This is a genomic window from Brevibacterium sp. CT2-23B, from assembly GCF_013168765.1.
GTDB lineage: Bacteria > Actinomycetota > Actinomycetes > Actinomycetales > Brevibacteriaceae > Brevibacterium > Brevibacterium sediminis.
In genome coordinates this window covers 355,893-379,862 of record NZ_JABBYK010000003.1, presented here as the reverse complement: position 1 = coordinate 379,862, position 23,970 = coordinate 355,893, and the positions used below count along the sequence as shown (strand labels likewise).

Annotated in this window: 22 protein-coding genes; 13 read left to right on the top strand and 9 right to left on the bottom strand. The window is 65.5% G+C overall.

Features of this window, described 5'->3' with window-relative positions:
• Window positions 1–101: 101 nt before the first annotated feature.
• Window positions 102–443: a helix-turn-helix transcriptional regulator gene (locus HIM68_RS10260; protein WP_172171887.1), complete on the top strand. Its 342-nt coding sequence runs from the start codon at window positions 102–104 to the stop codon at window positions 441–443.
• A gap of 31 nt (window positions 444–474) precedes the next feature.
• Entirely contained in the window at window positions 475–963 is a 489-nt protein-coding gene (locus HIM68_RS10255; RefSeq protein ID WP_172171885.1) for an SRPBCC domain-containing protein, read from the top strand.
• 36 nt (window positions 964–999) lie between these two features.
• On the opposite strand, the gene HIM68_RS10250 is transcribed toward HIM68_RS10255, so the two are convergent.
• Complete coding sequence (locus tag HIM68_RS10250) at window positions 1,000–2,322, bottom strand: MFS transporter (protein WP_172171883.1); 1,323 nt, start codon at window positions 2,320–2,322, stop codon at window positions 1,000–1,002.
• A gap of 217 nt (window positions 2,323–2,539) precedes the next feature.
• Here HIM68_RS10250 and fbaA point away from each other — a divergent pair, with 217 nt between their 5' ends.
• Window positions 2,540–3,565 carry a class II fructose-bisphosphate aldolase gene (fbaA, locus tag HIM68_RS10245; protein WP_139469083.1) on the top strand — a complete coding sequence of 342 codons (1,026 nt, stop codon included), beginning with the start codon at window positions 2,540–2,542 and terminating at the stop codon, window positions 3,563–3,565.
• A 382-nt stretch (window positions 3,566–3,947) separates the two neighbouring features.
• Here fbaA and HIM68_RS10240 read toward each other — a convergent pair whose 3' ends face one another.
• On the bottom strand, window positions 3,948–5,486 hold the full coding sequence (locus HIM68_RS10240) for a sodium:alanine symporter family protein (RefSeq protein ID WP_139469084.1): 1,539 nt from the start codon (window positions 5,484–5,486) through the stop codon (window positions 3,948–3,950).
• A gap of 422 nt (window positions 5,487–5,908) precedes the next feature.
• Here HIM68_RS10240 and HIM68_RS10235 point away from each other — a divergent pair, with 422 nt between their 5' ends.
• The 4 genes from HIM68_RS10235 (at window position 5,909) to HIM68_RS10220 (ending at window position 11,639) form a co-directional block, all read left to right on the top strand.
• On the top strand, window positions 5,909–7,543 hold the full coding sequence (locus HIM68_RS10235; protein ID WP_139469085.1) for an ABC transporter substrate-binding protein: 1,635 nt from the start codon (window positions 5,909–5,911) through the stop codon (window positions 7,541–7,543).
• 141 nt (window positions 7,544–7,684) lie between these two features.
• Window positions 7,685–8,776, top strand: coding sequence for an ABC transporter permease (locus tag HIM68_RS10230; RefSeq protein WP_139469086.1), 1,092 nt, complete (start codon window positions 7,685–7,687; stop codon window positions 8,774–8,776).
• Window positions 8,776–9,837: an ABC transporter permease gene (locus HIM68_RS10225; RefSeq protein WP_244195243.1), complete on the top strand. Its 1,062-nt coding sequence runs from the start codon at window positions 8,776–8,778 to the stop codon at window positions 9,835–9,837. The genes HIM68_RS10230 and HIM68_RS10225 overlap by 1 nt, the downstream gene beginning before the upstream one ends.
• Window positions 9,834–11,639 carry an ABC transporter ATP-binding protein gene (locus HIM68_RS10220; RefSeq protein WP_172171881.1) on the top strand — a complete coding sequence of 602 codons (1,806 nt, stop codon included), beginning with the start codon at window positions 9,834–9,836 and terminating at the stop codon, window positions 11,637–11,639. Before HIM68_RS10225 ends, HIM68_RS10220 begins: the two co-directional genes overlap by 4 nt.
• A gap of 67 nt (window positions 11,640–11,706) precedes the next feature.
• Here HIM68_RS10220 and HIM68_RS10215 read toward each other — a convergent pair whose 3' ends face one another.
• Window positions 11,707–12,366: a TetR/AcrR family transcriptional regulator gene (locus HIM68_RS10215; RefSeq protein ID WP_172171879.1), complete on the bottom strand. Its 660-nt coding sequence runs from the start codon at window positions 12,364–12,366 to the stop codon at window positions 11,707–11,709.
• A gap of 1 nt (window position 12,367) precedes the next feature.
• Here HIM68_RS10215 and HIM68_RS10210 point away from each other — a divergent pair, with 1 nt between their 5' ends.
• The 3 genes from HIM68_RS10210 (at window position 12,368) to HIM68_RS10200 (ending at window position 14,322) form a co-directional block, all read left to right on the top strand.
• Window positions 12,368–12,754, top strand: a complete 387-nt coding sequence (locus HIM68_RS10210) for a hypothetical protein (RefSeq protein WP_172171877.1) — start codon at window positions 12,368–12,370, stop codon at window positions 12,752–12,754.
• Window positions 12,755–12,762: 8 nt separating this feature from the next.
• The gene (locus HIM68_RS10205) at window positions 12,763–13,341 is read left to right on the top strand and encodes an NADPH-dependent FMN reductase (protein ID WP_172171875.1); all 579 of its coding nucleotides are present in this window, start codon (window positions 12,763–12,765) and stop codon (window positions 13,339–13,341) included.
• A gap of 219 nt (window positions 13,342–13,560) precedes the next feature.
• Window positions 13,561–14,322 (top strand): 3-hydroxyacyl-CoA dehydrogenase, encoded by a 762-nt coding sequence (locus HIM68_RS10200; protein WP_172171873.1) that lies wholly within the window; start codon window positions 13,561–13,563, stop codon window positions 14,320–14,322.
• 106 nt (window positions 14,323–14,428) lie between these two features.
• Here HIM68_RS10200 and HIM68_RS10195 read toward each other — a convergent pair whose 3' ends face one another.
• Window positions 14,429–15,061 (bottom strand): response regulator transcription factor, encoded by a 633-nt coding sequence (locus tag HIM68_RS10195; RefSeq protein WP_172171871.1) that lies wholly within the window; start codon window positions 15,059–15,061, stop codon window positions 14,429–14,431.
• Window positions 15,058–16,467 carry a histidine kinase gene (locus HIM68_RS19340; RefSeq protein WP_172171869.1) on the bottom strand — a complete coding sequence of 470 codons (1,410 nt, stop codon included), beginning with the start codon at window positions 16,465–16,467 and terminating at the stop codon, window positions 15,058–15,060. The genes HIM68_RS10195 and HIM68_RS19340 overlap by 4 nt, the downstream gene beginning before the upstream one ends.
• A 181-nt stretch (window positions 16,468–16,648) precedes the next feature.
• Between HIM68_RS19340 and HIM68_RS10185 the strand changes: the two genes are divergently transcribed.
• Entirely contained in the window at window positions 16,649–17,662 is a 1,014-nt protein-coding gene (locus HIM68_RS10185; protein WP_172171867.1) for a CPBP family intramembrane glutamic endopeptidase, read from the top strand.
• Window positions 17,659–18,060, top strand: a complete 402-nt coding sequence (locus HIM68_RS10180; RefSeq protein WP_172171865.1) for a hypothetical protein — start codon at window positions 17,659–17,661, stop codon at window positions 18,058–18,060. Before HIM68_RS10185 ends, HIM68_RS10180 begins: the two co-directional genes overlap by 4 nt.
• Before the next feature lie 5 nt (window positions 18,061–18,065).
• Here the strand turns inward: HIM68_RS10180 and HIM68_RS10175 are convergent, their stop codons facing one another.
• The 3 genes from HIM68_RS10175 to HIM68_RS10165 all read right to left on the bottom strand — a co-directional run bounded on the left by HIM68_RS10175 (window position 18,066) and on the right by HIM68_RS10165 (window position 21,979).
• Window positions 18,066–18,965 (bottom strand): hypothetical protein, encoded by a 900-nt coding sequence (locus HIM68_RS10175; RefSeq protein ID WP_172171863.1) that lies wholly within the window; start codon window positions 18,963–18,965, stop codon window positions 18,066–18,068.
• A gap of 117 nt (window positions 18,966–19,082) precedes the next feature.
• Window positions 19,083–21,071, bottom strand: a complete 1,989-nt coding sequence (locus HIM68_RS10170; RefSeq protein WP_172171861.1) for a sensor histidine kinase — start codon at window positions 21,069–21,071, stop codon at window positions 19,083–19,085.
• On the bottom strand, window positions 21,068–21,979 hold the full coding sequence (locus HIM68_RS10165) for a hypothetical protein (RefSeq protein WP_172171859.1): 912 nt from the start codon (window positions 21,977–21,979) through the stop codon (window positions 21,068–21,070). Before HIM68_RS10165 ends, HIM68_RS10170 begins: the two co-directional genes overlap by 4 nt.
• Window positions 21,980–22,147: 168 nt before the next feature.
• Between HIM68_RS10165 and HIM68_RS10160 the strand changes: the two genes are divergently transcribed.
• Window positions 22,148–22,879 carry a response regulator transcription factor gene (locus tag HIM68_RS10160; RefSeq protein ID WP_216657057.1) on the top strand — a complete coding sequence of 244 codons (732 nt, stop codon included), beginning with the start codon at window positions 22,148–22,150 and terminating at the stop codon, window positions 22,877–22,879.
• Between the two features lie 48 nt (window positions 22,880–22,927).
• On the opposite strand, the gene HIM68_RS10155 is transcribed toward HIM68_RS10160, so the two are convergent.
• A complete protein-coding gene (locus tag HIM68_RS10155; RefSeq protein ID WP_172171857.1) occupies window positions 22,928–23,959 on the bottom strand; it encodes a nitronate monooxygenase in 1,032 nt (343 codons plus the stop codon).
• Between the last annotated feature and the right edge of the window lie 11 nt (window positions 23,960–23,970).

Here is a 23,970-nt window from a genome sequence, read left to right as displayed (position 1 = left end):
GTTTAATATTAAACGCGTGTTCAATGTCGAATGTCAACGGGTCGCGAGAATCTTTGCCTGCACCTATTTACATACAACCATTTGGTTGTATGATTGATCGCATGAAAGGACTTCTCGATGACGAGGCGGATGCGCTGTTCCAAGCATTGGCCGACCGCACCCGGCGCGATATCGTACGCCGAGTCGCAGGAGAAGGGCTTTCGGTGACCGATCTGGCCGCCGACTACGACATGAGCTTCGCCGCAGTGCAGAAGCACGTCGCGGTCCTCGAACGTGCAGGACTGGTGACGAAGCGACGAGTCGGAAAGCAGCAGATCGCTCACGCAGAGGTGGGTCCGCTTCGCACCATCAGGAGCATGCTCGCCGAACTCGAAGACCAGTGGGTCGACCGAGTGCAGAGAATCGACGACCTTCTGGCCGGGGACGAACAGGCCGGGTCGTGAAGCAAACCACCGCAATGCTTAAGGAGCAGCCATGCCGGTCATCGACACATTTCATGACGAAGAGACACTGACGCTGACGATCGTCGCCGAGTTCGCGGCGCCGCGCGAACGGGTGTGGGAAGTTTATGCCGATCCTCGCCAGCTCGAGCAGATTTGGGGTCCGCCGACGTATCCGGCCACGGTCGTCGACCATTCGCTCGAGCCCGGCGGCAGAGTCACATACTTTATGACGAGCCCGGAGGGCGAGAAGTTCTGCGGATTGTGGGAACTGACCGCCGTCGACCGTCCCGCGCGCCTGGAGTTCCGCGACTATTTCGCCGATGAGGACTTCAGCGTCGTCGAATCGATGCCGGGAAGCAGCTGCATCTACCGCTTCGAAGCGACCGAGACCGGGACTCGTGCCACCTACGAATCGGTCTTCGACTCGGCTGAGGGACTGCGCACCGTGTTGGAGATGGGTGTCATCGAAGGCTCGACCGGAGCGATCAACCAGATCGACGATCTGCTCGCTCGGCAGTGAGCCGGTGCGGCCGGCGCCCGGCCTCTCCGCAATGCTTCAGCTTTCCTCGCGGGCCTGCATGGAGTGGGCCGGGGCGTCGGGTCGGACGGGAATGATGAGCGCCAGGCCGACCGCCAGAACAATGAGGATGCCCAGCGTTCCTGCCCGCTGGAAGCCGAAGACCGTGATCGCCAGGGCGAACATCGCCGGGCCCAGGAAGCTCACGGCCCTTCCGGTCGTGGCGTAGAGGCCGAAGTTCTCCCCGGCCGACTCCGGCGGAGTGATGCGGGCGAGGAACGACCGGCTCGAGGCCTGGACCGGACCGACGCAGAAGCTGAGTATCAGGGCACAGACCCAGAACACGGCTGCCTCGGCGCTGAAGAGGATCGGCAGTCCGCCGAGGATGATGACGATGAGACCGGCGATGATGACGGGTTTCGGTCCGAGCCGATCATCGAACCATCCGGCGATCATCGCCCCGGCACCGGCGGCGACGTTCGCGGCCACGCCGAGGATGATGATCTGGGAGGCGGAGAACCCGTAGCTGCCGGCGGCGAGGACGCCCGCGAACGAGAAGATCGCGGCCAGACCGTCCCGGAAGACCGCCGAGGCGATGAAGAACCGCAGCGTCTGATGCTCGGTCGACCACATCCGGATCAGACGGCGCACGAGTGCGGCGTAGTCGGCGATGAATGCTCGGATCGGGTGCCCACCCGAAGTGCCCTTGACCTTCGCCCCTGGTGCCGAGAACAGAGCGGGGATTGCGAAGATCGCAAACCACACGGCGGACAGGACCGCGACGATGCGGAACCGCAGTCCCTCCTCGTCGCTGGCGCCGAGGAAGCCGACCTCGGGTTGGATGACGAGGACGAGGAGGATGACGAGGAGGACCAACCCTCCGACGTATCCCATTCCCCAGCCGAATCCGGAGACCTTGCCGACGTTGTCGGGTGTGGTGATGCGGACCATGATGCCGTTGTAGGACACCTCGGCGAATTCGAAGAAGACGCTGCCGACGGCCAAGAGCAGAAGGCCCAGCCACAGATAGTCGGGGGAGTCGCGGACGAAGAACAGCCCGAACATCGTGAGCACGACGATTGCGGTGTGCACACCCAGCCACAGGCGATGCCGACCCCCGGCGTCGGCCCGGGTGCCGGCGGCCGGGGCGACGACGGCGATGACGAAGCCGGCCGCGGCCATCGACCAGCCCAATGCCGAGGATCCGGCCTCCTCGGTGGCGGCGACGGACTTCGTCAGATACGGGGCGAAGACGAAGGTGATGATCACGGCGTTGAAGGACGCCGAGCCCCAGTCCCACAGGGCCCAATTGAAGATGCGCAGGCGATTGCCCGAACCGGGCGGAGTCAGCGTCGAGGCCATGAGGCCACTGTACTGAATGCAGCGTCCGAAGCGAGGTCTGAGCCAGGGTCGGGCCTCCTCGGCGGCAGGATCCGAAATTGCGCGCCGGGGTCCTCCACGTTCGGTGCCAGGGGAGAGCATCCTCGGTGGGGCCGCCGTTGGGACCTCCTGCCATGGGCGGGGCGGAACGAGTAGGCTGGTGGCAGCAGAAACGGCCGACCCCGACCAAGGAGCATGTATGCCCATCGCCAGCCCCGAAGTGTATGCCGAGATGATCGACCGCGCGAAGACCCAGGGCTTCGCCTACCCCGCGATCAACTGCACCTCCTCGCAGACGATCAACGCCGCCATCCGCGGGTTCGCCGAGGCCGGATCCGACGGCATCGTGCAGATCTCCACGGGCGGTGCCGAATACATGTCCGGCCCGACGGTCAAGGACCGCGTGCGGGGCGCCATCGCGTTCTCCGTCTTCGCCGCCGAGGTGGCCAAGAGCTACGACGTCAACATCGCGCTGCACACCGACCACGCCCCGAAGGACGCCGTCGAAGCCTGGGTCAAGCCCCTGCTGGCCGCGTCGACCGAGCGCGTGAAGAACGGCGGCGATCCCTACTTCCAGTCGCATATGTGGGACGGTTCCGCCGTTCCGCTCGACGAGAACCTCACTCTCGCTGAGGAGCTGCTCGAGCTCTCGACGGCAGCGCACTCGATCCTCGAGATCGAGGTCGGCGTCGTCGGCGGCGAAGAGGACGGCGTCGAGAACGAGATCAACGACAAGCTCTACACCACCGTCGAGGACGGGCTGGCCACCGCACGAGCGCTGGGTACCGGCGAGAAGGGCCGCTACCTCACGGCTCTGACCTTCGGAAACGTCCACGGCGTGTACAAGCCCGGCAATGTGAAGCTGCGTCCCGAACTCCTCGGTGAGATCCAGGAGAAGGTCGGGGCCGAGGTCGGCAAGAAGGCTCCCTTCGACCTTGTCTTCCACGGCGGCTCGGGTTCGAGTGCAGAAGAGATCGCCGAGGCGGTCCGCCACGGAGTCGTGAAGATGAACATCGACACGGATACCCAGTACGCCTTCACTCGCCCAGTCGTCGAGCACATGTTCCGCAACTACGACGGAGTGCTCAAGATCGACGGCGAGGTCGGCGACAAGAAGCTCTACGACCCGCGCTCCTACGGCAAGGCCGCAGAGAAGGGCATGGCCGAGCGCATCGTCGAAGCCTGCCAGAACCTCGGCTCGGCAGGCACCAGCCTGAAGAAGTGAGCCGGCTCAGTCGGCTGAGCCAGCGCAGCCAGCTTAGCCAGCGCGGCCAGCTCGGCTGGTGAGCCGGAGGGCAGCAGAGTCTGCCCCGTGAACCGACAGCGGCCGTCGCCCGATTCAGGGCGGCGGCCGCTTTGTGGGGGTGCTGCGCATGCTGAACCGTCGAGAAACGGGCTGAGTGTCGAGAAACGCACGCGCACACCCGTGTCTCGACACTCAGCCCGTTTCTCGGCGAGATTCCACTGTGAATGGCACGAGGCCCGGGACGCCATTGTCCCGGGCCTCGCAGTCTGTCCCTCGGTTCGGCGGACGAGGCGTCAGCCGAACGATCTGCCTCCCGATCGGGCTGCTTGCCGTACGGCCGGCAGCCCGATCGGGAGGGGCATCAGCCTTCCGGCACCGCCTCGCCGGCCTTGAGGCGAGCCACGCGCTGATCCCAGAAGTCGGCGTTGCGCACGCCGATCTTCTCGGGCTCGAACACCGGATCCAGGCCGAGCTTGGTCTGGCGTTCGAAGTCGCGCAGGAGCTTGAACGCCGGCTGCTGGAGGATGAGGATCGCGATGACATTCAGCCAGGCCATGAGGCCCACTCCGATGTCGCCGAGTGCCCAGGCGCTGCCCGAAGTCGACATCGCGCCCACGGCCACCGCGATGACGATGACTACCTGCAGTACACGAGTGCCGATCGTCAGGGCCAATGTGCTCTTGGCCTTGCCGAGCAGGTAGACGAGGTTCGTCTCCGCCATGTAGTAGTAGGCGACGATCGTCGTCAGGGCGAAGAGGAAGATCGAGATCGCGATGAAGCCCGCACCGAAGCCGGAGATCATCGTGTCGAGTCCGGCCTGAGGCCACTTCTCACCGGGTGTTGCAGCGATGGCTTCGGCCATCTGACCGCGTCCTGTGCCGATGATGGTCTCGCCGTCGGCATCGAAGACCTTGTACATACCGGTGGAGAGGATCATGAAAGCAGTCGCTGAGCACACGAAGAGGGTGTCGATGTAGATCGAACCGGCCTGCACGAGTCCCTGCTTCGACGGGTGCGAGACCTCGGCGGCAGCGGCAGCGTGCGGGCCGGTACCCTGTCCGGCCTCGTTCGAGTAGATCCCGCGCTGGACGCCCCACTGAACCGCCATGCCGAGAATGCCGCCGAAGGCCGCGTCCGGTCCTGCGTCGACGCCGAATGCGGAGGTGAAGACGAGCTGGAAGACGGGGATGATCTGGTCGGCGTTGACGAGTGTGACAGCGATCGCCGCAATGATGTAGATGACGGCCATGAAGGGCACCGCGAGTGAGGCGAAGTGGGCGATGCGCTTGACTCCGCCGATGACGATGAAGCCCATGATGACCGCGAGGATGACCGCGGTGATCCATGTCGGAGTTCCCCACGCGTTCTCGACCGCACCGGAGATCGCGTTCGACTGGATGCCCGGGAGCATGAAGCTCATCGCGAGAACCGTGACAGCGGCGAAGACGAGACCGTAGACCTTGAACAGGCCCTTGGCCTTCGTGTGCCGGTAGGCCTTCTCGATGTAGAAAGCCGGTCCGCCGCGGTATTCGCCGCTCTTGGGGTCCTGTTCCTTGAAGACCTGGCCGAGAGTCGACTCGACATAGGACGTTGAGGCTCCGAGCAGCGCGGAGATCCACATCCACACCACCGCGCCAGGTCCGCCGAAGCCGATTGCGGTGGCGACACCGGCGATGTTGCCCACGCCGACGCGACCGGCCAACGACATCGCGAGAGCTTGGAAGGAGGAGACGCCCTCGTTCGAGCTCTTCCCGCGGAACATCTGCGTGAAGATCGCTTTGATCTGTCGGATCTGGACGGCTCGGGAGCGGATCGTGAAGTACACGCCGGCACCGAGGCAGAGGTACACGAGGGCGGAGGACCAGATGATTCCGTTGAGCCAATCAAGGACTGCGGACACGCTTTTCCAATCAGAAGGGGGGGCAGGGGTTTCTGAGCATCGAAACAGTGAAGGACCTGTGTCTTCTCTGTGATGCACCTCATAAGTGAAACCGATTGTCATCGGTGACGCAAATCGAATTCGCCGAGGCGGCTCCCCGTTGCGCCGCCGAAGTCGCGGCCGTTGGATGGGCTACGGCTGGGAGCGGTTCGCGGCGGTTGTGGGCGTGATGTGGGGTGACGGCGGGGAGTGCCCCGGCTGTCCCGGCAAGGGAAGTTTCGCTGTGGCGAGCAGGGCCGCCTCGGCGAATTGTTGCGAAGTCGTTGCGAACTGGATCACTTCATGTGCTTCAGTTCACTATTTGGGACGGGAACCGTAAGATGTGGTGCGGATCTCTTCGAGCAAAGAAGACACGAAGAGCACTTGTGAAAGACAGGAACACCATGAAACGACGAACCGGTGCAAAGGCTGTGGCCATCGCCGCGGCCGGAGCTCTGCTCCTCTCCGCCTGCTCGACCTCGACGACCGGAGGCGGCGGCGGGGACGACAAAGGCGGAATGCTCACGGTCGGAACCACGGACAAGGTCGTGGCTCTCGACCCGGCTGCTGCGTACGACAACGGAAGCTCGCTCGTCGAACAGCAGATCTACCCGTACATCCTCGCCTACAAGCCGGGCACGGCCGAACTCAACCCATCGATCGCCGAGTCCGCTGACTTCACCGAGCCGACGAAGTACGAGGTCAAGCTCAAGGACGGACTCAAATACGCCAACGGCAACGAACTGACCTCCTCGGACGTGAAGTTCTCCTTCGATCGTCAGCTGAAGATCCAGGATCCCAACGGGCCCTCTTCGCTGCTGGGCGGTCTGAAGTCCGTGGAGACCCCGGATGAGAAGACCGTCGTCTTCAACCTCAAGCGCAAGAACGACCAGACCTGGCCCGGAGTCCTCGCCAGCGCCGCCGGACCGATCGTCGATGAAGACGTGTTCTCGGCCGACAAGGTCACGAAGGACCAGGAGATCGTCGACGGCAAGGCCTTCGCCGGCCCGTACACGATCGACGGCTTCAAGTTCAACGAGCTGATCACCTACAAGGCGAACCCGGACTACAAGGGCTTCATCGAGCCGGCGAAGACCGAGACCGTGCAGATGAAGTATTACTCGGACGCGAACAACATGAAGCTCGACGTCCAGGAGAACACCATCGACGTCGCGTGGCGTTCGCTCTCGGCCACCGACGTCGAGGACCTCGGCAAGAACGAGGACCTCAAGGTCCACAAGGGTCCCGGTGGCGAGATCCGGTACATCGTGTTCAACTACGACACGATGCCCTTCGGCGCGAAGACCGATGACGCCGACGAGAAGAAGGCGCTCGCTGTCCGCCAGGCCATGGCCGACTCCGTCGACCGTCAGGCGATCGCCAGCCAGGTCTACAAGGACACCTTCACTCCGCTGTACTCGCACGTGCCCGACGGGCTTCCCGGCTCCGACGAACCGCTGAAGTCCGAATACGGCGACGGCAAGGGCGGCGCCGACGTCGAGAAGGCGAAGAAGGCGCTCAAGGACGCCGGCGTCAAGACCCCGGTCGAGCTCAAGCTCCAGTACAACCCTGACCACTACGGACCCTCCTCAGGCGATGAGTACGCCCTGGTGAAGGATCAGCTGGACAAGACCGGGCTGTTCAACGTCAAGCTGCAGTCGACCGAGTGGGTCCAGTACTCGAAGGACCGCACCGACGACGTGTACCCGATGTACCAGCTGGGCTGGTTCCCGGACTACTCGGATGCCGACAACTACCTCATGCCGTTCTTCTATGACACGGATGAGACTCCGTCGTTCCTCGCCAACCACTACCGTGACGAGGCGATGAACAAGGAGCTCAACGCTCAGTCCTCGATCGCTGATAAGGGCAAGCGCGAAGATGCCCTGAAGAAGATCCAGGGTGAGCTGGCCGACGAACTGCCGACCCTGCCGCTGCTGCAGGGCAACCAGATCGCCGTGTCCGGCAAGGACGTCAAGGGCGTCGACGACACCCTCGACCCCGCTTTCCAGTTCCGTCTGGCACTGCTGAGCAAGTGATCACCCACACGAGGTGCAGGTGAGCCGATCAGGCCGCCTGCACCTCGTGGCGCGTCCGCGGCGAGGTACGTACGCCTGCAGTGAACCTCGCCGAGCTGTCTCTTGCCGCGAGCGCATCGAAACACATCCCATAAGGAACACATGTCTGCTGCCATCAGCGAACCAGGGGCTGAGGCCGCCGAGACTTCGGTCGCGGTCAAGAAGCCCTCGGGAGGCGGTCTGGGACGTTATGTCCTCATCCGCTTCCTGCTCATCATTCCCACCATCTTCATTCTCACCACTCTGGTGTTCTTCCTCATGCGCATCACCGGTGACCCGATCACCGCAGCGTTGGGAGGACGCCTGACGAAGGCCCAACTGGCCGAGCGCGTCCACGCCGCCGGCTACGACCGGCCCATCCTCGTCCAGTACTTCGAATACCTGGGCAATCTGCTCAAAGGCGACTTCGGCACAGCGGTCTCCGACGGACAGCCGGTCTCGTCGATCCTGCTCAATTACGGAGCAGCGACCGTCGAACTCGTCTTCTACGCGCTCATCGTCGCGTTCATCCTCGGCATCCCGCTGGGCATGCTCGCCGCCTATCACCGCGACAAGGCCCCCGACGCGGCACTGCGTGTGCTCGCGATCCTCGGCTATGCGACCCCGGTGTTCTTCGCGGGCATGATCCTCAAGCTCGTCTTCGGCGTCTTCCTGCCGATCCTGCCCGTCGCCGGCCGCGGCACCACAGAGACCGAATACATCATGTCCGGTGTCGTCGGCCCGACGAGGTTCTACCTCATCGACGCCCTGCGCATCGGCAACTTCTCGGTCCTCGGCGATGTGCTCGCCCATGCGGTGCTGCCGGCGATCGCCCTCGGCGTGCTCACCGCCGGAGTGTTCCTCCGGCTCGTGCGCACGAACCTCATCGGCACGCTCGAGCAGCAGTACGTCGACTCCGGTCGATCCCGCGGAATCTCCGAATACCGCCTGGTCACCAAGCATGCGTACCGTCCAGCGCTGATCCCGATCATCACGGTCATGGGTATGCAGATCGCGCTCATGCTCGCCGGCGCCGTGCTCACCGAGACGACGTTCGAGTGGAAGGGACTCGGTTTCAAACTCGCCGAGTACCTGACCGCCCGTGACTTCGTGGCAGTGCAGGGAATCGTCGTGTTCCTCGCCGTCATCGTCGCGGTCACGAACTTCCTCGTCGACGTCATCGCCGCGTTCATCGACCCGAGAGTGAGGTACTGATGTCCACTCCAGACAACCCGCAGAACCAGGGCCCGGCTGAAGAGGCCCAGACCTTCGCCGAGGAGGCTCCCGGCTCCGGAGTACCGGCAGTGGCGTTCGACGACCGGGCCAAGAAGTCCTGGTTCTCCCGCCTGCCGATCATCTCGCATCTGCGCCAGTCCGTGGGGCTGCAGCGCGGAATGCTCATCACCGGCCTCGTGCTGTGCGGAATCGTGCTCATCTGCGCGATCTTCGCTCCGCTCATCGCCCCGTACGGTTTCAACCAGCTGGGCACCTCCGAGGGCAACTTCGGGTCGAAGCTGCCACCCGGCGGCACCCATATCTGGGGCACGACCGTCGGCGGCTACGATGTCTTCTCCCGTGTCGTCTGGGGCGCCCAGACCGCAGTGGCCGTCATCGTCGTGGCCGTGGTCATGTCGATCTTCGCCGGTGTCATCCTCGGTCTCGTCTCCGGCTACATCGGCGGATGGCTCGACCGCATCCTCGTCGTCATCGCCGATGCCGTCTACGCCTTCCCGACCCTGCTGCTGGCGCTGGTCATGTCGATTGCGATCTCCGGCGGTCAGTCGAGTGCGTGGGGCGGCATCGCCGCGGCCGCATTCTCGATCACGGTCGTCTTCATCCCGCAGTACTTCCGCGTCGTCCGTGCCGAGACGCTGCGGCTGAAGGCCGAACCGTTCGTCGAATCGGCGATCGTCCTCGGCGCCTCGAAGACGCGGATCATCTCCAAGCACATCTTCCGCAATGCTACTCGGACCCTGCCGCTGATCTTCACACTCAACTCGTCCGAGGCGATTCTGACCTTGGCCGGACTCGGGTTCCTGGGCTTCGGAATCGAACCCACTTCGGCGTCGGAATGGGGATACGACCTCAACAAGGCACTGCCGGACGTCACCTCCGGTGTGTGGTGGACGGCGGTGTTCCCGGGCGTGGCCATCGTGCTCACGGTGCTGGGAATCACCTTGGTCGGTGAGTCGATGAACGACCTCAACGACCCGCGTCTGCGCGTGCGACGCAAAGCCAAGGTCAAGAACGTCAAGCCCGCGGAGGTCACGGCATGAGCAAGCAGAAACACGAGCGGACCGCCTCGGCGACGGGCAGCATCCTCGATGTCGACAGGCTCGACGTCACCTTCTCCACCGACGGCGGGGACGTCCACGCGGTCAAGGACGTGTCGCTGAGCGTCTCGCCCGGTGAGGTGCTGGCGATTGTGGGTGAGTCGGGGTCCGGCAAGACCGTGACCGCCCGATCCATCCTCGGTCTGCTGCCCGAGACGGCGCAGCGAACCGGGGCCATCGTCATCTCCGGTGCGAACGTGCTCAGCGTCTCCGCCGATGAGCTGCGGGCCATGCGCGGCCGGGACGTGGCGATGGTCTTCCAGGAGCCGTCGACGGCGCTCAACCCCGTCTTCACGGTCGGGTGGCAGATTGCCGAAGGTCTGCGCGCGCACGATAGGAAGGCGAACAAGGCCGACCTCAAGGCGCGCGTCGTCAAGGCCATGCGGCAGGTCGGGATCCCCGATGCCGAAAGCCGTTTCGACTACTACCCGCACCAGTTCTCGGGCGGGCAGAAGCAGCGCATCGTCATCGCCATGGCCCTCGCTCTCGGGGCGAAGCTCATCGTCGCCGACGAGCCCACCACCGCACTCGACGTCACCGTGCAGGCAGAGATCCTCGACCTGCTGCGCGATCTGCGAGACGAGACGGGCACTGCCATCGTTCTCATCACCCACAACATGGGCGTCGTCGCCGACCTCGCCGATCGAGTGGCCGTGATGCTGCGCGGCGACCTCGTCGAAGTCTCGACCGTCGAGCAGCTCTTCAACGATCCGCAGGAGCAGTACACGCGCGAACTCCTCGCCGCGGTGCCGCGGATCGGGTCGACCGTGGCCGGAAGCCGCAAGGCGGCCGCCGCCTCAGTGCGCACTGACTCGACTGGGGAGGCCTCGGGTGGGGTCGCCTCGGCGGGGGAGACGTCGGACGGGGGTGCCTCGGCGAAGGAGGGAGCCGCCTCGGCGAAGGACGGAGACGGACGCGAATCGATCGTGACCGCGCGCGAGCTCGATATCGTCTATCCGGGCGGGATCGGCAAGTCGGACTTCCACGCGGTGAAGAAGGTCAGCTTCGATATCAAGGCCGGCGAAGTCTACGGGCTCGTCGGTGAGTCGGGTTCGGGCAAGACGACGATCGGACGCGCGATTGCGGGCCTGACCAGGGCCAGCGGCGGCAGCCTCTCCGTCCTCGGGCACGAGATGGTCGGGTTCAAGGAGCGTGAGTTCTCGAAGATCCGGCGACGGATCGGGTTCGTGTTCCAGGACCCGGCGGCCTCGTTCAATCCTCATCTGTCGATCGGGGAGTGCATCGCCGAACCGTTCGCGATCCACCGCCGGGAGATGAGTGCGAACGACCGGTCGCAGCGAGTGGCCGAACTCCTCGATTCTGTGCAGCTGCCGAAGGCGTATGCGGCGCGGTATCCGCATGAGCTCTCCGGCGGTCAGCGGCAGAGGGCGTCCCTGGCGCGCGGACTGGCGCTCGATCCGGAGCTGCTCATCGCCGACGAGCCGACCTCGGCGCTCGATGTGTCCGTGCAGGCGAAGGTGCTCGAGCTCTTCGTCGAGCTGCAGAACCGCTTCGACTTCGCGGCCCTGTTCATCAGCCACGACCTCGCCGTGGTCGATATGCTCTCCGACCGCATCGGGGTGCTCTTCCACGGCGAGCTGCTCGAAGAGGGCACGGGTGAGCAGGTGCTCGGTGCGCCGCAGGAGGACTACACGAAACGCCTCATCGCCTCACTGCCGGTCCCGGACCCGAAGGAGCAGGCGAAGCGCCGCGAGCTGGCAAGAACCCTCCGCCCAACCCCCTAATTACTACCTGACGGCGGCGCAGCAACCTCGCGCGAGGTTGTTGCGCCGCCGTCAGGTAGCAACGGGGTCAGTTGGTGTCGGCGATGAAATCGAGCATTCCGGCCTGATTGACCGGCAGGGCCAACAGGCGGTCGAGTTCGGCCTCGTCGGGGTCGATACCAAGGATGCGCATCGAGTACTGAGTGAAGTCGCGCTCGATCATGTCAGGCGTCAGGTCGCCCGTCGGCCGGTACCACAGCGAGAGCGAGTTGCAGATCGAGTGGATGGCGCGGGTGGCCAGAGCCGCACTGCTGACGCGGAACTTACCCGAGTCGATGCCGGCCTGGACGATATCGCCCATGATCTCGCGGGCCTCCCGCTGGAGTTCTTTCACGCGGACGGCGTTGTCGCCGGTGAGCCGTTCGGTATCGCGCAGCAGCACGGTGGAGACCGAGACGTTCTCCATGCGATAGCGGGCGAGGTAACGCACCGCCACGGCCAGCTGGTCGACGACATCGTCATCGACGTCGGCGATGACCGCTCGGCAGTGTTCGACGTACCAGGTATACGCTGTGTGGACGAGCTCGTAGAGAGCTTCCTGCTTGGACGGGAAGTAGTAGTAGAGCGCTGAGAGGCTCAGACCTGCTGTCTGTGCGATATCGCGGATGGACGCGCCGTCGAATCCTTTGTCCGCGAAGGTGTCCCGGGCCGAGCGGAGAATATTGTTGCGGCCGTTGGTTGAGCGCACGATGACCGGACTCCTTGCCTTGTTTTCCGTTGAAGCCGACTTTTTAACGAACAGTCTTTCACTTGCCCAACGACCATACACGACAGGCGGTCTCTGCGGGCCTGATTTCGCGCGGAATTACGGTATCGCCGTGTTCGGCGTCCGTTGCGACCGGTCGCGGACTTCGTATGGCCCCGTCACCGGAACAGTGATCGAGCAGTGCCTGGTGAGCGACCTGACCCGGCCCCAACCTGTGACCAGTGTCACTCTCTATCCGGGAATGATTGAGTGTTCAACAATGTTGGTCACGGTGGAGCTGCAGCCGATCCGGTTCGCCGGGGTCGCAGGCTCCACCAGTGAACTCGACCGCCATGGCCGCCCGGCCGGTGGACACCGCTCAACGATTTGAGGACGCATATGCTCAACATTGCCATCATTCCCGGAACTTCCCGCCCGCAGGCGCTCAACCCGCAGATCGTGAGCTGGGTCGAGCAGCAGCTGGCTTCCAATGATGACGTCCGCGCCGAGGTCGTCGACTTCGGCAGCTTCGACCTGCCTCTCCTCGACGAGGTGATCCCCGCCGGTGCGAAGATGTACGCCAACGACCACACGAAGGCCTGGGGCGCGAAGCTCGAAGAGTTCGACGCCTTCATCTTCGTCACCCCGGAGTACAACCACTCGATCTCGGGTTCGCTGAAGAACGCCCTCGACTTCGTCGCCACCGAGTTCAACCACAAGGTCGCCGGCATCGTGAACTACGGCGCCGACAAGGGAGTGCGCGCCGCTGAGCACCTGCGCCACATCCTCGCGAACTACAAGCTCGCCGTCGTCCGCGACCAGGCATCGTTCTCGATCTTCACCGACGTCGCCGACGGTACGTTCGCCCCCACCGAGGTCTCGGCCGCCCCGTTCGCCTCCATGGTCGACGACCTCGTCGCCTGGGGCGAGGCCCTGAAGTCCGTGCGCGAAGCCGGTGCCGAGGAGCAGGCTGCCTGAGTCCGCCCTCGCAACTGAGCTGAGACAGGCCCGCCGGTCACCCGACCGGCGGGCTTTGTCGTCCCCGTGTCGATTGACACCGTACCGGTCACGACCGGCGCCGCCGTCAGGGTGATCCCTCACCGAGGCGGCCCCACTCGACCATGCACAGTGACTGTCCCCACATCTGCGTTAGAGTCGCAGTGATCAACTGTTCGCTCAGCGATGCAAAGGACACTCATGGATCTCACGAACACCGTCGCCCTCGTCACCGGCGGAGCCTCCGGACTCGGCCGCGCCACCACCGAACGCCTCTTGGCCGCCGGCGCCCAGGTCGTCATGGTCGACCTCAACGCCGAGGTGGGGCAACAGGTCGCCGCCGAACTCGGTGACTCCGCCCACTTCGTCACCGCCGACGTGACGAACGAAGAGCAGGTTCAGGCCGCCGTCGACACCGCCACCGGACTCGGCGCCCTGCGCGTCGTCGTCAACTGCGCGGGCGTCGCGACCCCCGGAAAGCTCGTCTCCCGCAAGGGTCCGCTGCCGCTCGAGGCATTCCAGAAGGTGCTGAACATCAACATCGTCGGCACCGTCAATGTCTGCCGCCTCGCCGCTGCGGCCATGCAGCAGCAGGAGCCGGACGGCGAAGAGCGCGGAGTCATCGTCAACACCGCCTCCGTCGCCGCCTTCGACGGGCAGATCGGCCAGATCGCCTACTCGGCGTCCAAGGGTGCCGTGGCCGCCGTGACATTGCCGATGGCCCGCGAACTCGCCGCCTCTCTCATCCGCGTCGTCACCATCGCCCCCGGCATCTTCGAGACCCCGATGATGGCCGGTCTGCCCGCCGAGGCGCAGGAATCCCTCGGCAAGTCCGTGCCGCACCCGGCCCGGTTGGGCAAGCCCGCCGAGTACGCGCAGCTCGTCGAAGCGATCGTCGCCAACCCGATGCTCAACGGGGAGACGATCCGCCTCGACGGCGCCATTCGCATGGCTCCGAAATGATCGACTGACACCTTCACCGAGGAGGCCCTCCCCGAGGAGCGTCCAACCGACAGAGCCGCCCGTCTCCGCAGTCGCGGAGGGGCGGCTCTGCCGTTGACTGGAATTGTCAGCGGCGGGCGTTGACGAGTAGCGCCAGCTGCACCCGCGAGGTCACCTCGAGCTTGTCGAAGATGCGCGCCAGGTGGGTCTTCACCGTCGCCGTCGAGACGAACAGCGACCGCGCCACCTGTGCGTTCGTCAAACCCTGAGCGACCGCCTCGGCGATCTCCCGTTCCCTGGTCGACAGATTTGCCAGCGGATCCTGACCCGGCGCCGAGGCGGCCGGACGGGACGACATCAACGTGGCCAGGGCGGTCGCCGACAGGGTGCGGGTGCCGTCGGCTGCCGCGCGGACGGCGTTGATGAGCTCTTCCGGCGGGGTGTCCTTGAGGATGTAACCAGCCGCCCCGGACTGCAGGGCGCGGTGGATGAAATCGTCGGTCCCGAAGGCCGTGAGCATGAGCACCTGCGGATGTTCGGGATCGGACAGCAGCGTCTGAGCTGCTTCCAGGCCGTCGAGACGGGGCATCCGGATGTCCATGAGTACGAGGTCGGGACTCAGCCGACGGGCGAGGTCGATGGCTTCGACTCCGTCGACCGCCTCGGCGATGACCTCGATATCGGTCGCCGCGCCGAGGAGGAGCTTGAGACCCGAGCGCATGAGCGATTCGTCGTCGGCGATGAGTACCCGAATGCTCATGGCTGTGCCTCCTGCTCGTCGCGGGGGTCGGTCGTTTCGGTCATACCCGGGGCGTCGCCGTCTGTGAAGATGTCGGCGTCGACGGGGATGCGGGCACGGAGGGTGAACTCCGGGGTCGTCGTCACGGTGAGATCGCCGCCCATGGCCTCCATTCTCTCCCGCAGTCCGAGCAGTCCCAACCCGGATCCGGAGACGAGCTGCTGCGCTCCGGCGCGGAAGGCCGGGGCCAGGCCTGTGTGCGGATTGCTGGCGACGAGCACGAGGTGACCGTCGGCCTCATCGAAGCCGACCTTGATCGTCACCGTCTGGCCTGGTGCGTGCTTGACCGCGTTCGTGATCGCCTCCTGGACGAAGCGGTAGATAGTCGTCTGCTCGAGCGCCCCACACCGGTGGAGCGCCGCGCCCGTCACCGGTTCGAGGTAGCGCAGCTCAGCGGTGTCGCCCCTGGCCGCGACGAGGCGGTCGATGTCGGGGTCGATGACCGTGCCCTGATCGTCGCTGCGGAGCATGGTGAGCACCTCCCGGAGTTCGACGCCGGAGCGGCGGGCGGCATCGGCGATGAGGCGGGCGTTCTCCCGCACCTCGTCGGGGTCGAGGTCCTGCCGCACGGACAGCGCACCGGAATACATGGCGATGACGGAGAGGTGGTGGGACAGGGAATCGTGCATATCGCGGGCGATGCCGCGTCGCACCTCGGCGATGGCGCGGTCCTGCCGGGAGCGTTCGCGCAGCAGGGTCTGGGCGGCGGAGTCGATGAAGCCCTGCTCGCGGGCACCGCGGATGACACCGACGATGACGATAACGGCGTACATCGTGCCGCCGAAGACGAACACGGGAAGATCGAAGGCTCCCGCGGCCTGTGGAGTGAGCACATAGGTCGCTGAGAAGGCTGCCAATGTGGCGGCGAGTGCGACGAAGTCGAGGGCCCAACTGCGCCGGGCCGACAGTGAGATGAGCATGATCGAAGCGGCGAAGGCGCCGAGGATGCTGACCGTGCCGAGGAGTATGCCGATGATCCCGACTGTGACGGGAATCCAGCCTCCCGGTCGCCGCTGAAGCGATTCGACGGATCCGTCGGCGGCGAGGAACTCATCACCGCCGTGACCGGTGACTGTGAGGAATTCGCGCAGCTTCTCTGAGGCAAGGACCTTCGGACGCAGTTGTTTGCGCGGAATCCGGCGTCCGTCGAAGACGAGCACGATTGGCAGACAGACGAAGGATACGAGCCCGAAGACGATGTGTACGAAGATTTCGGCACTGAGCGCGTCCGCCTCAGCACCGGTGGGTTTCGGGTTCGGCCACTGGTTTCCGATGACAACGAAGAGGATGAGCGCGCCGACGACCGCGGAGATGCCGGTCCAGAGGAGGGCATGCGCGAGCGGGCGGCGGGCGGGGCGAGGTGTCACCCTTCGAGCCTACCCGGGCGCGGGCCGCGAGGGTGTCGCCCGAAAGGATGAATTCGGAGCGGACGCGAGGGCGCGGCAGCCCGGCCGGATGCGCCCTGACGTGCGCATTCATTCGATCGGATGACATGAATCATGCCCTTGACCGATGGTGGGCGGCCGCCGGTTTCGAAAGAGTGGAGACATGAGAAATCAACCCCACTCACTGCCGTTTCATCGTCAATTCGCCGCGCTGCCGGACACTCGGTGGTTCAAGCCGATCCTCGTGGCGCTCCTGACCGCGGTGTTCTACCTCATCGCAATCGTCGCCCTGTTCGTCGGCTTCTTCGTCTGGGCACTCTTCGCCCTCGGCGCCGACGGCGACTTCAACACATGGTCGGACCAGCTCATCGACATGAACACGACCACGGGCGTCCTCTTCGGACTCGTCAGCGTCATCCTCATGTGGCCGGCCGCCGAGCTCGCGACCCTATGCATCTACCGGCGCTCGTTCTCCTCGATGATCTCGATCCGCGGCGGCATGCGATGGGGGCAGGTCGGCCGGTATCTGCTGGTCGGCGCGGCCGTATGGGTGGTCTGCGCGATCATCATGGTGACCTTCTCCGACGGGGCGATGAACAACCTGACCTCGGGAATCGTGTGGAACAGCCAAGTGCTTGCCATGCTCATCGCCATCATCCTCCTCGTTCCGTTCCAGGCGACGGCCGAGGAGATCGTCTTCCGCGGCCTGGCCATGAACATCATCGGCTCATGGCTGCGCCACCCCGCGTGGGCCGTGCTCATCCCCGCGCCGTTCTTCGTCGTCGGCCACGTCTACGACCTGCCGGGACTCATCGACGTCGGCATCTTCGCTGTCATCGTCGGCACCCTGACCATCATCACCGGCGGTCTCGAGGCCGGAATCGCCTTCCACATCGTCAACAACGTCTTCGCGTTCGGTCTGGGCGTGCTCGCCGGTGCCGACCTCAATGCGACGAGCGCCCCCACAGTCGAGGTCGTCATGTCGATCACGGCTCCGATCGTCTTCGGCATCATCGTCGTCCTCGATCATCGCCGCCGAAGCGGATCGTCCTTTCGCCGAGGCGGCCCGACCGACCGTGAACCGATGCGTCCCCGCGGGGACGGCCCAGAGAACGAGGAAACCGCGGTGGACAGCGATGTGAATGCCGACACCGAAACGAAAGCGAACCTGTCATGAGCTACTACAGCGAGCTTGCCCAGAACCTGCGCAAGCGCGGGTGTGAAGAAGACCAGGTCCTCACCGTCCTCCACGAGGTCAAAGACAGAGCGGAGGCGGCAGGGACGACACCCGACGCCGAGTTCGGCACGCCGAAACAGAAGGCCTCCGAATACACCGGACCACGTCATCGTTCCCGCGGCGGTACGACGCTCAACGTCTTCGGTTTCATCGGAGTGTGCTGTGTGGCGGTCTTTGCGATCTGGCCTGGGCTGTTCGATTTCACGAATCCCGTGTTCAGGGAAATCGGCGGCATCATCGCACTCATCGTCCTGCTCATCATCGGCGCTTTCGTCGCAGGGTTCATCGACACTCGTGTGCCCAAGGAGTTCGAGGACTCACGCGCGAACGACCGCTGACCGGCTCAGTGTCGTGGATGTTCGGACTGCGGCCCGGATGCGGAGGCGTCCGGCGGTGTCGAGTCGGCGGCCAGACGACGATCGACGAGCTCGTCGACCGTGATGCCCTCGGCCCGAGCCGCGGCTTCGAGGCGCTCGAGCGTCGAAGGCGACAGGGCCGGCGCCGGCTGGGACGACGACGGTTGAGTCGATCGGGCTGACGTCTCGCCGGCGCGGTCGGCGCCCGCAGGCTTCGACCCGGCCCTGAGCAGCAGCGAGGTCAGCGGCACGATGACGACCCCGAGTGCGGCGAGGATCCATACGATCCCGTTGAGGCGGGTCAGCCACTCGAGCTCCCACGCCGATTCCACCCAGATCGTGACGAGAACCAGGCTCGTGCCGAGAGCAAGCAGTCCGAGCGTGATCGGCAGCCCGACCCGCACCACCCAGGACCGGGGCACCAGCAGCAGAATGAGCGCGGATATCGAGGCGACAGCGGTGAGGAGGGCGAGCGAGGACAGGGCTTGGAAGAGGACCTCCTCGAGTGCATAGCTGTCAGGATCTGCATAGGGGTCGCCCCAGAGGAACCACAGGCTCAGCGCCATTGTGACCGCAGCCATGCCGATCGTGGTGATCCCGAACCACTGGGTCCGGCGACCGATGAGCGTGGCACCGCAGAACGCTGCGACACTGACGGCGCCGGTCAGAGCCGTGGTGCCGATGACTTTGTACGTCGCTTCGGACTCGATGTCGCCGAGGAGGACGATGATCCCGCCGGCCGCAGCCAGGCTGAAAGCCACGACGATGATGATGGCGATCGTGCGCCGCAGAATCCGCACCGATCGTCTCGGTGCCTTCGGATCCGACGCCGAGGCGGTCGCCGGCGAAAGCGGAGATGCAGATGGCGAAGGAGGCGGCTGTGACATGGGGAAACAGTCCTTCCGAATGGGAAAGCATGAGGGGACTTCCAGTATGGCACCGGACGCCCGACGCTTGCCTGATTCGGCGCGAATCCGCGCCGCCTCAGCGCTTTCCTCGGACCTTCACTCCATCGGCAGCGACGCTCTGACCTCGAAACCACGGTGCTGGGTCGGCCCCACCTGCAGGCTCCCGCCCAAGGCTTCGACGCGTTCGCGCATCCCTTTGATGCCGAAACCTCCGCCGAGGTGGCTGTGCCCACCCGCATCCGCCCCGCCGTCGGGTTCCCCGTTGAGCACGGAGATCTCGAGCCGGGCGCCGATGGCTGTGACGGTGACCGCCACGGGTGCGCCGGCGGCATGCCGCAGCGCATTCGACAGACTCTCCTGAACCACCCGGAAGGCCGTGAGGCTCGTCGTCGGTGGCAGCGACATGGGGTCGGTGGGGAAGTCGAGATCGACGACCGCACCGGAGCCGCGCGTGACATCGACGAGAGCGGGAATGTCATCGACGGTCGGCTGCGGCGCCAGGTCGGCATCCCGGCCACCGCGGAGGATTGCGAGCAGCCCACGCATCTCCGTGAGCGCCTGCCTGGCCGATCCCGCCATCGAATCGAATTCGCCGAGGCTGCGCTCATCGAGTCCGGGCAGCCGGTACTTCGCCGTCGTCGCCTGGACGCTGATGACCGACATGCTGTGCGCCACGACATCATGGAGCTCCTGAGCGATCCGGTTGCGCTCCTCCAACTCCTGTCGCTTCGCCAGCTCCGCGGCGCTGAGTTCGCGTTCGGATTCGAGCTGCCTGCGACCTTTGATGAGCAGGTTGCCGATGACGCCGATGACTCCGGCACCGGCGGCGACGGCCGCGGTGGTGATCACGTTCGATAAGGCCCCAGGCAGCTCGCCGGCATGCGGCAGGACCAGGGCGAGCACGCCGATGAGCGCACTGCCCGACCACAGTGCGACGAGGTGGATCCAGCGGTGACGCAGACCGATGATGAGGTGGAGGAAGACGAGAGCCAGCAGCGAGGTGACCGTGAACGGTCGGACTGCTCCCGAAACGTCCGCAGTGAGCAGAATGCCTGCCAACTGAGCGACGAGGCCGAGGCCGATCGCCGGTATCGGCCAGCGCACTGACAGCAGGAGCGCGGCGCTGAGACTGAACGCAAGAACCATCGCGAAGACTGTCGGGACACCGTAGAGCACGGTGGTCACCGGCCAGGCGATCGCGACGAGCACGACCCCGACGAACGCTGCGATGAGCCAGAACCACCCCTGACTCCCGGCGATGGTCGACAGTGCGGACGACTGCGCCGGATGAGTCGACTGCGCCGACTGCATCGCGGCAGCTTCCCCGTCAGTCGACAGGGCAGCGCGGATCGAAACGATCTCGAGCAGCGCCATGGCATGGAGGATGAAGGGGAAAGTCAGCAGCAGGATGATGCCCGTGACGAATTGGAACGTCGCCTCGGCGGAGAACCCGAGGTCAGTGACCGGGGAGTTCGTCACCCAGGCGACCACCCAGTCGACAGTGTCGCCTTCGTCTTCGGGGAGAAACCTGCCCCAGAAGAAGAACGTGATCCCGCCAAGACCGCCTGCGAACCAGGCAAGGGAGATCGAGAACGTGAAGAGCCGGATCGGCAGTGCGAACACGGTTTCGTAGAGCAGATCCAACCACGCACGCGCATCGGACAGCGGAGCCAACCACCAGCGGAGTCCGCGTCCACGGGGACGGGGAGCCGCCTCGGTGATGGGGGCACCCCACGCACGGGCACGGACACGGGAGAGGTTGCCGAACGCTCGGGCGACGGTGAGCGTCAGCGGCAACAGGAGCACGCCGACCCAGACGATGACCGTGGCGATCGAGACGGAGACCAGGGTGACGAGCACCGGGAACGCGATGAGGGAGATGACCAGGCTCGGGGCGATGAGGCCGGCATCGCGGCCGAGATTGTGCCACAGCCGGGCCCACCACGAACTCGGCGCGGTTGCGGCCTGAGAATCGGCGGCCTCCTGGGAGTTCGGGCCGATCTGCGGAGGCTCTGCTGGGCGGGGCACGTCTCCAGCGTACGCGTCGGCGGGTGCGGGGGAGGTGAGATCGGGGGAGTGGTTCACAGCGTGATTCCTTCCTGTGCTGTGTGCGAGGACGTCTGCGCGGTGCCGACCGCAGTGTGAGTGCGAGCGGTGCTGCGGGATTCGAGGACCTTCGGGTGGAAGCGCGAGAGCATCCACACTCCGCCGATGCCGATGGCTGCGGAGACGAGCAGACCGAGAGTGGCCGGCGGAGTCAGGCCCGTGTACTCGCCGAAGAATGCGGCACCGATGATGACGGCGACGATCGGATCGATGACGGTGAGGCCGGCCAGCACGGTCTCGGCGGGGCCGCAGGCGTACGCAGTCTGGACGAGCCAGAACCCCGCCGCCGAGGCCAGGCCGACCGCGCCCAGCAGCGCCCACCAGCGCAGACCGAACGTATCGAGTCCGGGCAGTCCCGACATGACGACTGATCGGGCGAGGACGTGCGTGGCCGCGGCGACCGTGCCGAAGACGATCCCGGTCATGACGACCCGGGGGATGTGGCCGGCGGAGCTGAACGAGAACAGCCCCGCAAAGACGGTGAGGGCGATGAGCACGGCGAGCAGCCAGGTCACCGACTGTGCGTTCACGGAGATGTCGTGGGCGAACCTCGCCGAGGTGGCCACGAAGGAGAAGATCCCGAAGAGCGTGACCGCGATACTGATGAGCAGCGGAGCACCGAGGCGGAGCCCGAAGTACCGCCGGCCGATGAGGACGGCGAAGACGAGAGAGACCGCGCCGATGGGCTGAACGATGGCGACCGGGCCGAGTCCGAGCGCGATGACGTTGAGCACCGTGACCAGCCCCATGAGGCCGAGCCCGGTTGCCCAGGCAGCGCGACGGCGCAGGCTCGGAGCCATGGTGGCCACGGCATGCTGCTGGAAGTGGGTACCCAAGGCCAGGCAGAACGCTGCTGCGGTGGCGAGGATGACGGCGGTGATGATCATGACTCGAACGTTAGGGAGCCGGTATGCGCCGGCACATCATACGCAGGAGTGAAATGAGCGCCGCACGTATCACCCGTGAGGATGAGATCTGCGCGAAACCGGACCCAAGCGGCGGATTCTCGGGGATTGCGCGGGTACTGCGACCTCGCTGTCCGGTAGGTTTGGACCATGCCGGGATTTGAGGACGCGGGGAACGGAGACGGGGGAGCCGCCTCGGCGAGTGTGCCGCCTCCGTCGGAGACGACGATCAGGGTCGCCATCGTCGACGATCAGGCGATGGTGCGGCAGGGGTTCGGGGCGCTGCTCGACGCGCAGTCGGACATGCAGGTCGTCGGCAGCGCCGATGACGGGTCCGCCGTCGTCGACCTCGTCCGCCGTACGAGCCCCGATGTCATCCTCATGGACATTCGGATGCCGACGCTCAACGGGCTGGACGCCACCCGAGCGATCTTCAACATGCCCGGGGACCACCCGCGAGTCATCATGCTCACCACGTTCGACGCCGACGAATACGTGTTCTCCGCGCTCCGCGCCGGTGCCAGCGGATTCCTCCTCAAGGACGCCACCGCCGAAGACATGATCACCGCTGTCCGGGTCGTTGCCGGTGGGGAATCGCTGCTCGCGCCGTCGGTGACCCGCCGCCTCATCGCCGAATACGTCGCCGGGCCCACCGTGGCCAAGGACACCGCGGTGCTCGGTCAGCTCACCGACCGGGAGATCGACGTGATGACCCTGGTGGCGAAAGGACACGCCAACGCCGAGGTGGCCGAACAGCTGTACCTCGCCGAACAGACCGTGAAGACCCACGTCTCGAGGATCCTGTCGAAGCTCGGGTTGCGCGACCGCACCCAGATCGTCGTCGCCGCCTACGAGTCCGGGTTGGTCGTCGCCGGGAACTGAGCGGCGCGGTTCGGAGAGGGGCGTCTGCGGGGGGCGCCGGCTCGCTGACTACTCGCGGGCGAAGCCGGCTCCGAGGTCTTTGACGATCGTCTCCGCGGATCTGTCCTGGGCGCTGCGGTAGCCGGTTCCGGCCCACAGGTGCAGGCCGTGCGGGTCATCGGCCTTCTTCGCCGCGGCGCGGAACTCCTTCGTCAGATGGTGCACCGCCGGGTAGGCGTCGACGGCGATCGGGTCGAACGTCCGCACGAAGTCATTGACCAGCGCACGCGCGGGGCGCCCGGTGAACGCCCTGGTCAGCTGGGTGTCCGTGAACTCGTCGTCGGCCAGTGCAGCCCGATGAGTGGGTGCCGTTCCTGCCTCGTCGGAGCGCAGCAGCAGGGTACCGACGACGACTGAGCTCGCCCCCGCATCGAGGAGCTCTCCCACCATAGCCTCACCGTCGACTCCGCCGCCGGCTGCCACGGGCAGGTCCACCTCGGCGAGGATGTCACGGACGAGATCGACGGTCGCGCGGTCCTCGATGGTCCGTGTCGGATCGGCCGTACCCGAATGTCCGCCGGCGTGCGGACCTTGGACGATGAGCCCGTCGACCCCGACTTCGGCGGCCGCACGGGCCTCAGCAACCGTGGTCACCGTGGCGACGACCTGAGTGCCGACGGCGTGGAGGCGGTCGACCGCCTCGGCGGTGGGCAGATTGAAGGTCAGCGAGACCAGAGGAACGGGGTGCTCGGTGAGCCAGTCGAGCTTGTCGTCGAAATGGTCGTCATCCTCGACCGGTTCGGGATCGAGCGTGATCCCGCGAGCGGCAGCGACCGGTTCGAGCGCACTGACGAAGTCGTCGAAAGCTTCGCGATCGACGGGAACGGGATTCGGGGCGAAGAGGTTGACGCCGAAGTTCGAGGTCGTCTCACGCATCCGTGTGATAAGCGGAGCGAGGGCCTCGACAGTGAGATAGCCGCCCGCGACGAAAGGGAATCCGCCGGCCCGGGCGACAGCCTCGGTGAGTTCGGGCGTCGTCGTCCCACCGGCCATGGGTGCACCGATGATGGGCAGTGAGGTCTTCGCGAAGGCGATCGTCACGGTTCTCTCCT

Bases quoted from the DNA above. Each gene is read 5' to 3' on its own strand.
- HIM68_RS10260 (WP_172171887.1), top strand. From the start codon at position 102: ATGAAAGGACTTCTCGATGACGAGGCGGATGCGCTGTTCCAAGCATTG.
- HIM68_RS10255 (WP_172171885.1), top strand. From the start codon at position 475: ATGCCGGTCATCGACACATTTCATGACGAAGAGACACTGACGCTGACG.
- HIM68_RS10250 (WP_172171883.1), bottom strand. From the start codon at position 2,322: ATGGCCTCGACGCTGACTCCGCCCGGTTCGGGCAATCGCCTGCGCATC.
- fbaA (WP_139469083.1), top strand. From the start codon at position 2,540: ATGCCCATCGCCAGCCCCGAAGTGTATGCCGAGATGATCGACCGCGCG.
- HIM68_RS10235 (WP_139469085.1), top strand. From the start codon at position 5,909: ATGAAACGACGAACCGGTGCAAAGGCTGTGGCCATCGCCGCGGCCGGA.
- HIM68_RS10230 (WP_139469086.1), top strand. From the start codon at position 7,685: ATGTCTGCTGCCATCAGCGAACCAGGGGCTGAGGCCGCCGAGACTTCG.
- HIM68_RS10225 (WP_244195243.1), top strand. From the start codon at position 8,776: ATGTCCACTCCAGACAACCCGCAGAACCAGGGCCCGGCTGAAGAGGCC.
- HIM68_RS10220 (WP_172171881.1), top strand. From the start codon at position 9,834: ATGAGCAAGCAGAAACACGAGCGGACCGCCTCGGCGACGGGCAGCATC.
- HIM68_RS10210 (WP_172171877.1), top strand. From the start codon at position 12,368: ATGACCGGACTCCTTGCCTTGTTTTCCGTTGAAGCCGACTTTTTAACG.
- HIM68_RS10205 (WP_172171875.1), top strand. From the start codon at position 12,763: ATGCTCAACATTGCCATCATTCCCGGAACTTCCCGCCCGCAGGCGCTC.
- HIM68_RS10200 (WP_172171873.1), top strand. From the start codon at position 13,561: ATGGATCTCACGAACACCGTCGCCCTCGTCACCGGCGGAGCCTCCGGA.
- HIM68_RS10195 (WP_172171871.1), bottom strand. From the start codon at position 15,061: ATGAGCATTCGGGTACTCATCGCCGACGACGAATCGCTCATGCGCTCG.
- HIM68_RS10185 (WP_172171867.1), top strand. From the start codon at position 16,649: ATGAGAAATCAACCCCACTCACTGCCGTTTCATCGTCAATTCGCCGCG.
- HIM68_RS10180 (WP_172171865.1), top strand. From the start codon at position 17,659: ATGAGCTACTACAGCGAGCTTGCCCAGAACCTGCGCAAGCGCGGGTGT.
- HIM68_RS10175 (WP_172171863.1), bottom strand. From the start codon at position 18,965: ATGTCACAGCCGCCTCCTTCGCCATCTGCATCTCCGCTTTCGCCGGCG.
- HIM68_RS10165 (WP_172171859.1), bottom strand. From the start codon at position 21,979: ATGATCATCACCGCCGTCATCCTCGCCACCGCAGCAGCGTTCTGCCTG.
- HIM68_RS10160 (WP_216657057.1), top strand. From the start codon at position 22,148: ATGCCGGGATTTGAGGACGCGGGGAACGGAGACGGGGGAGCCGCCTCG.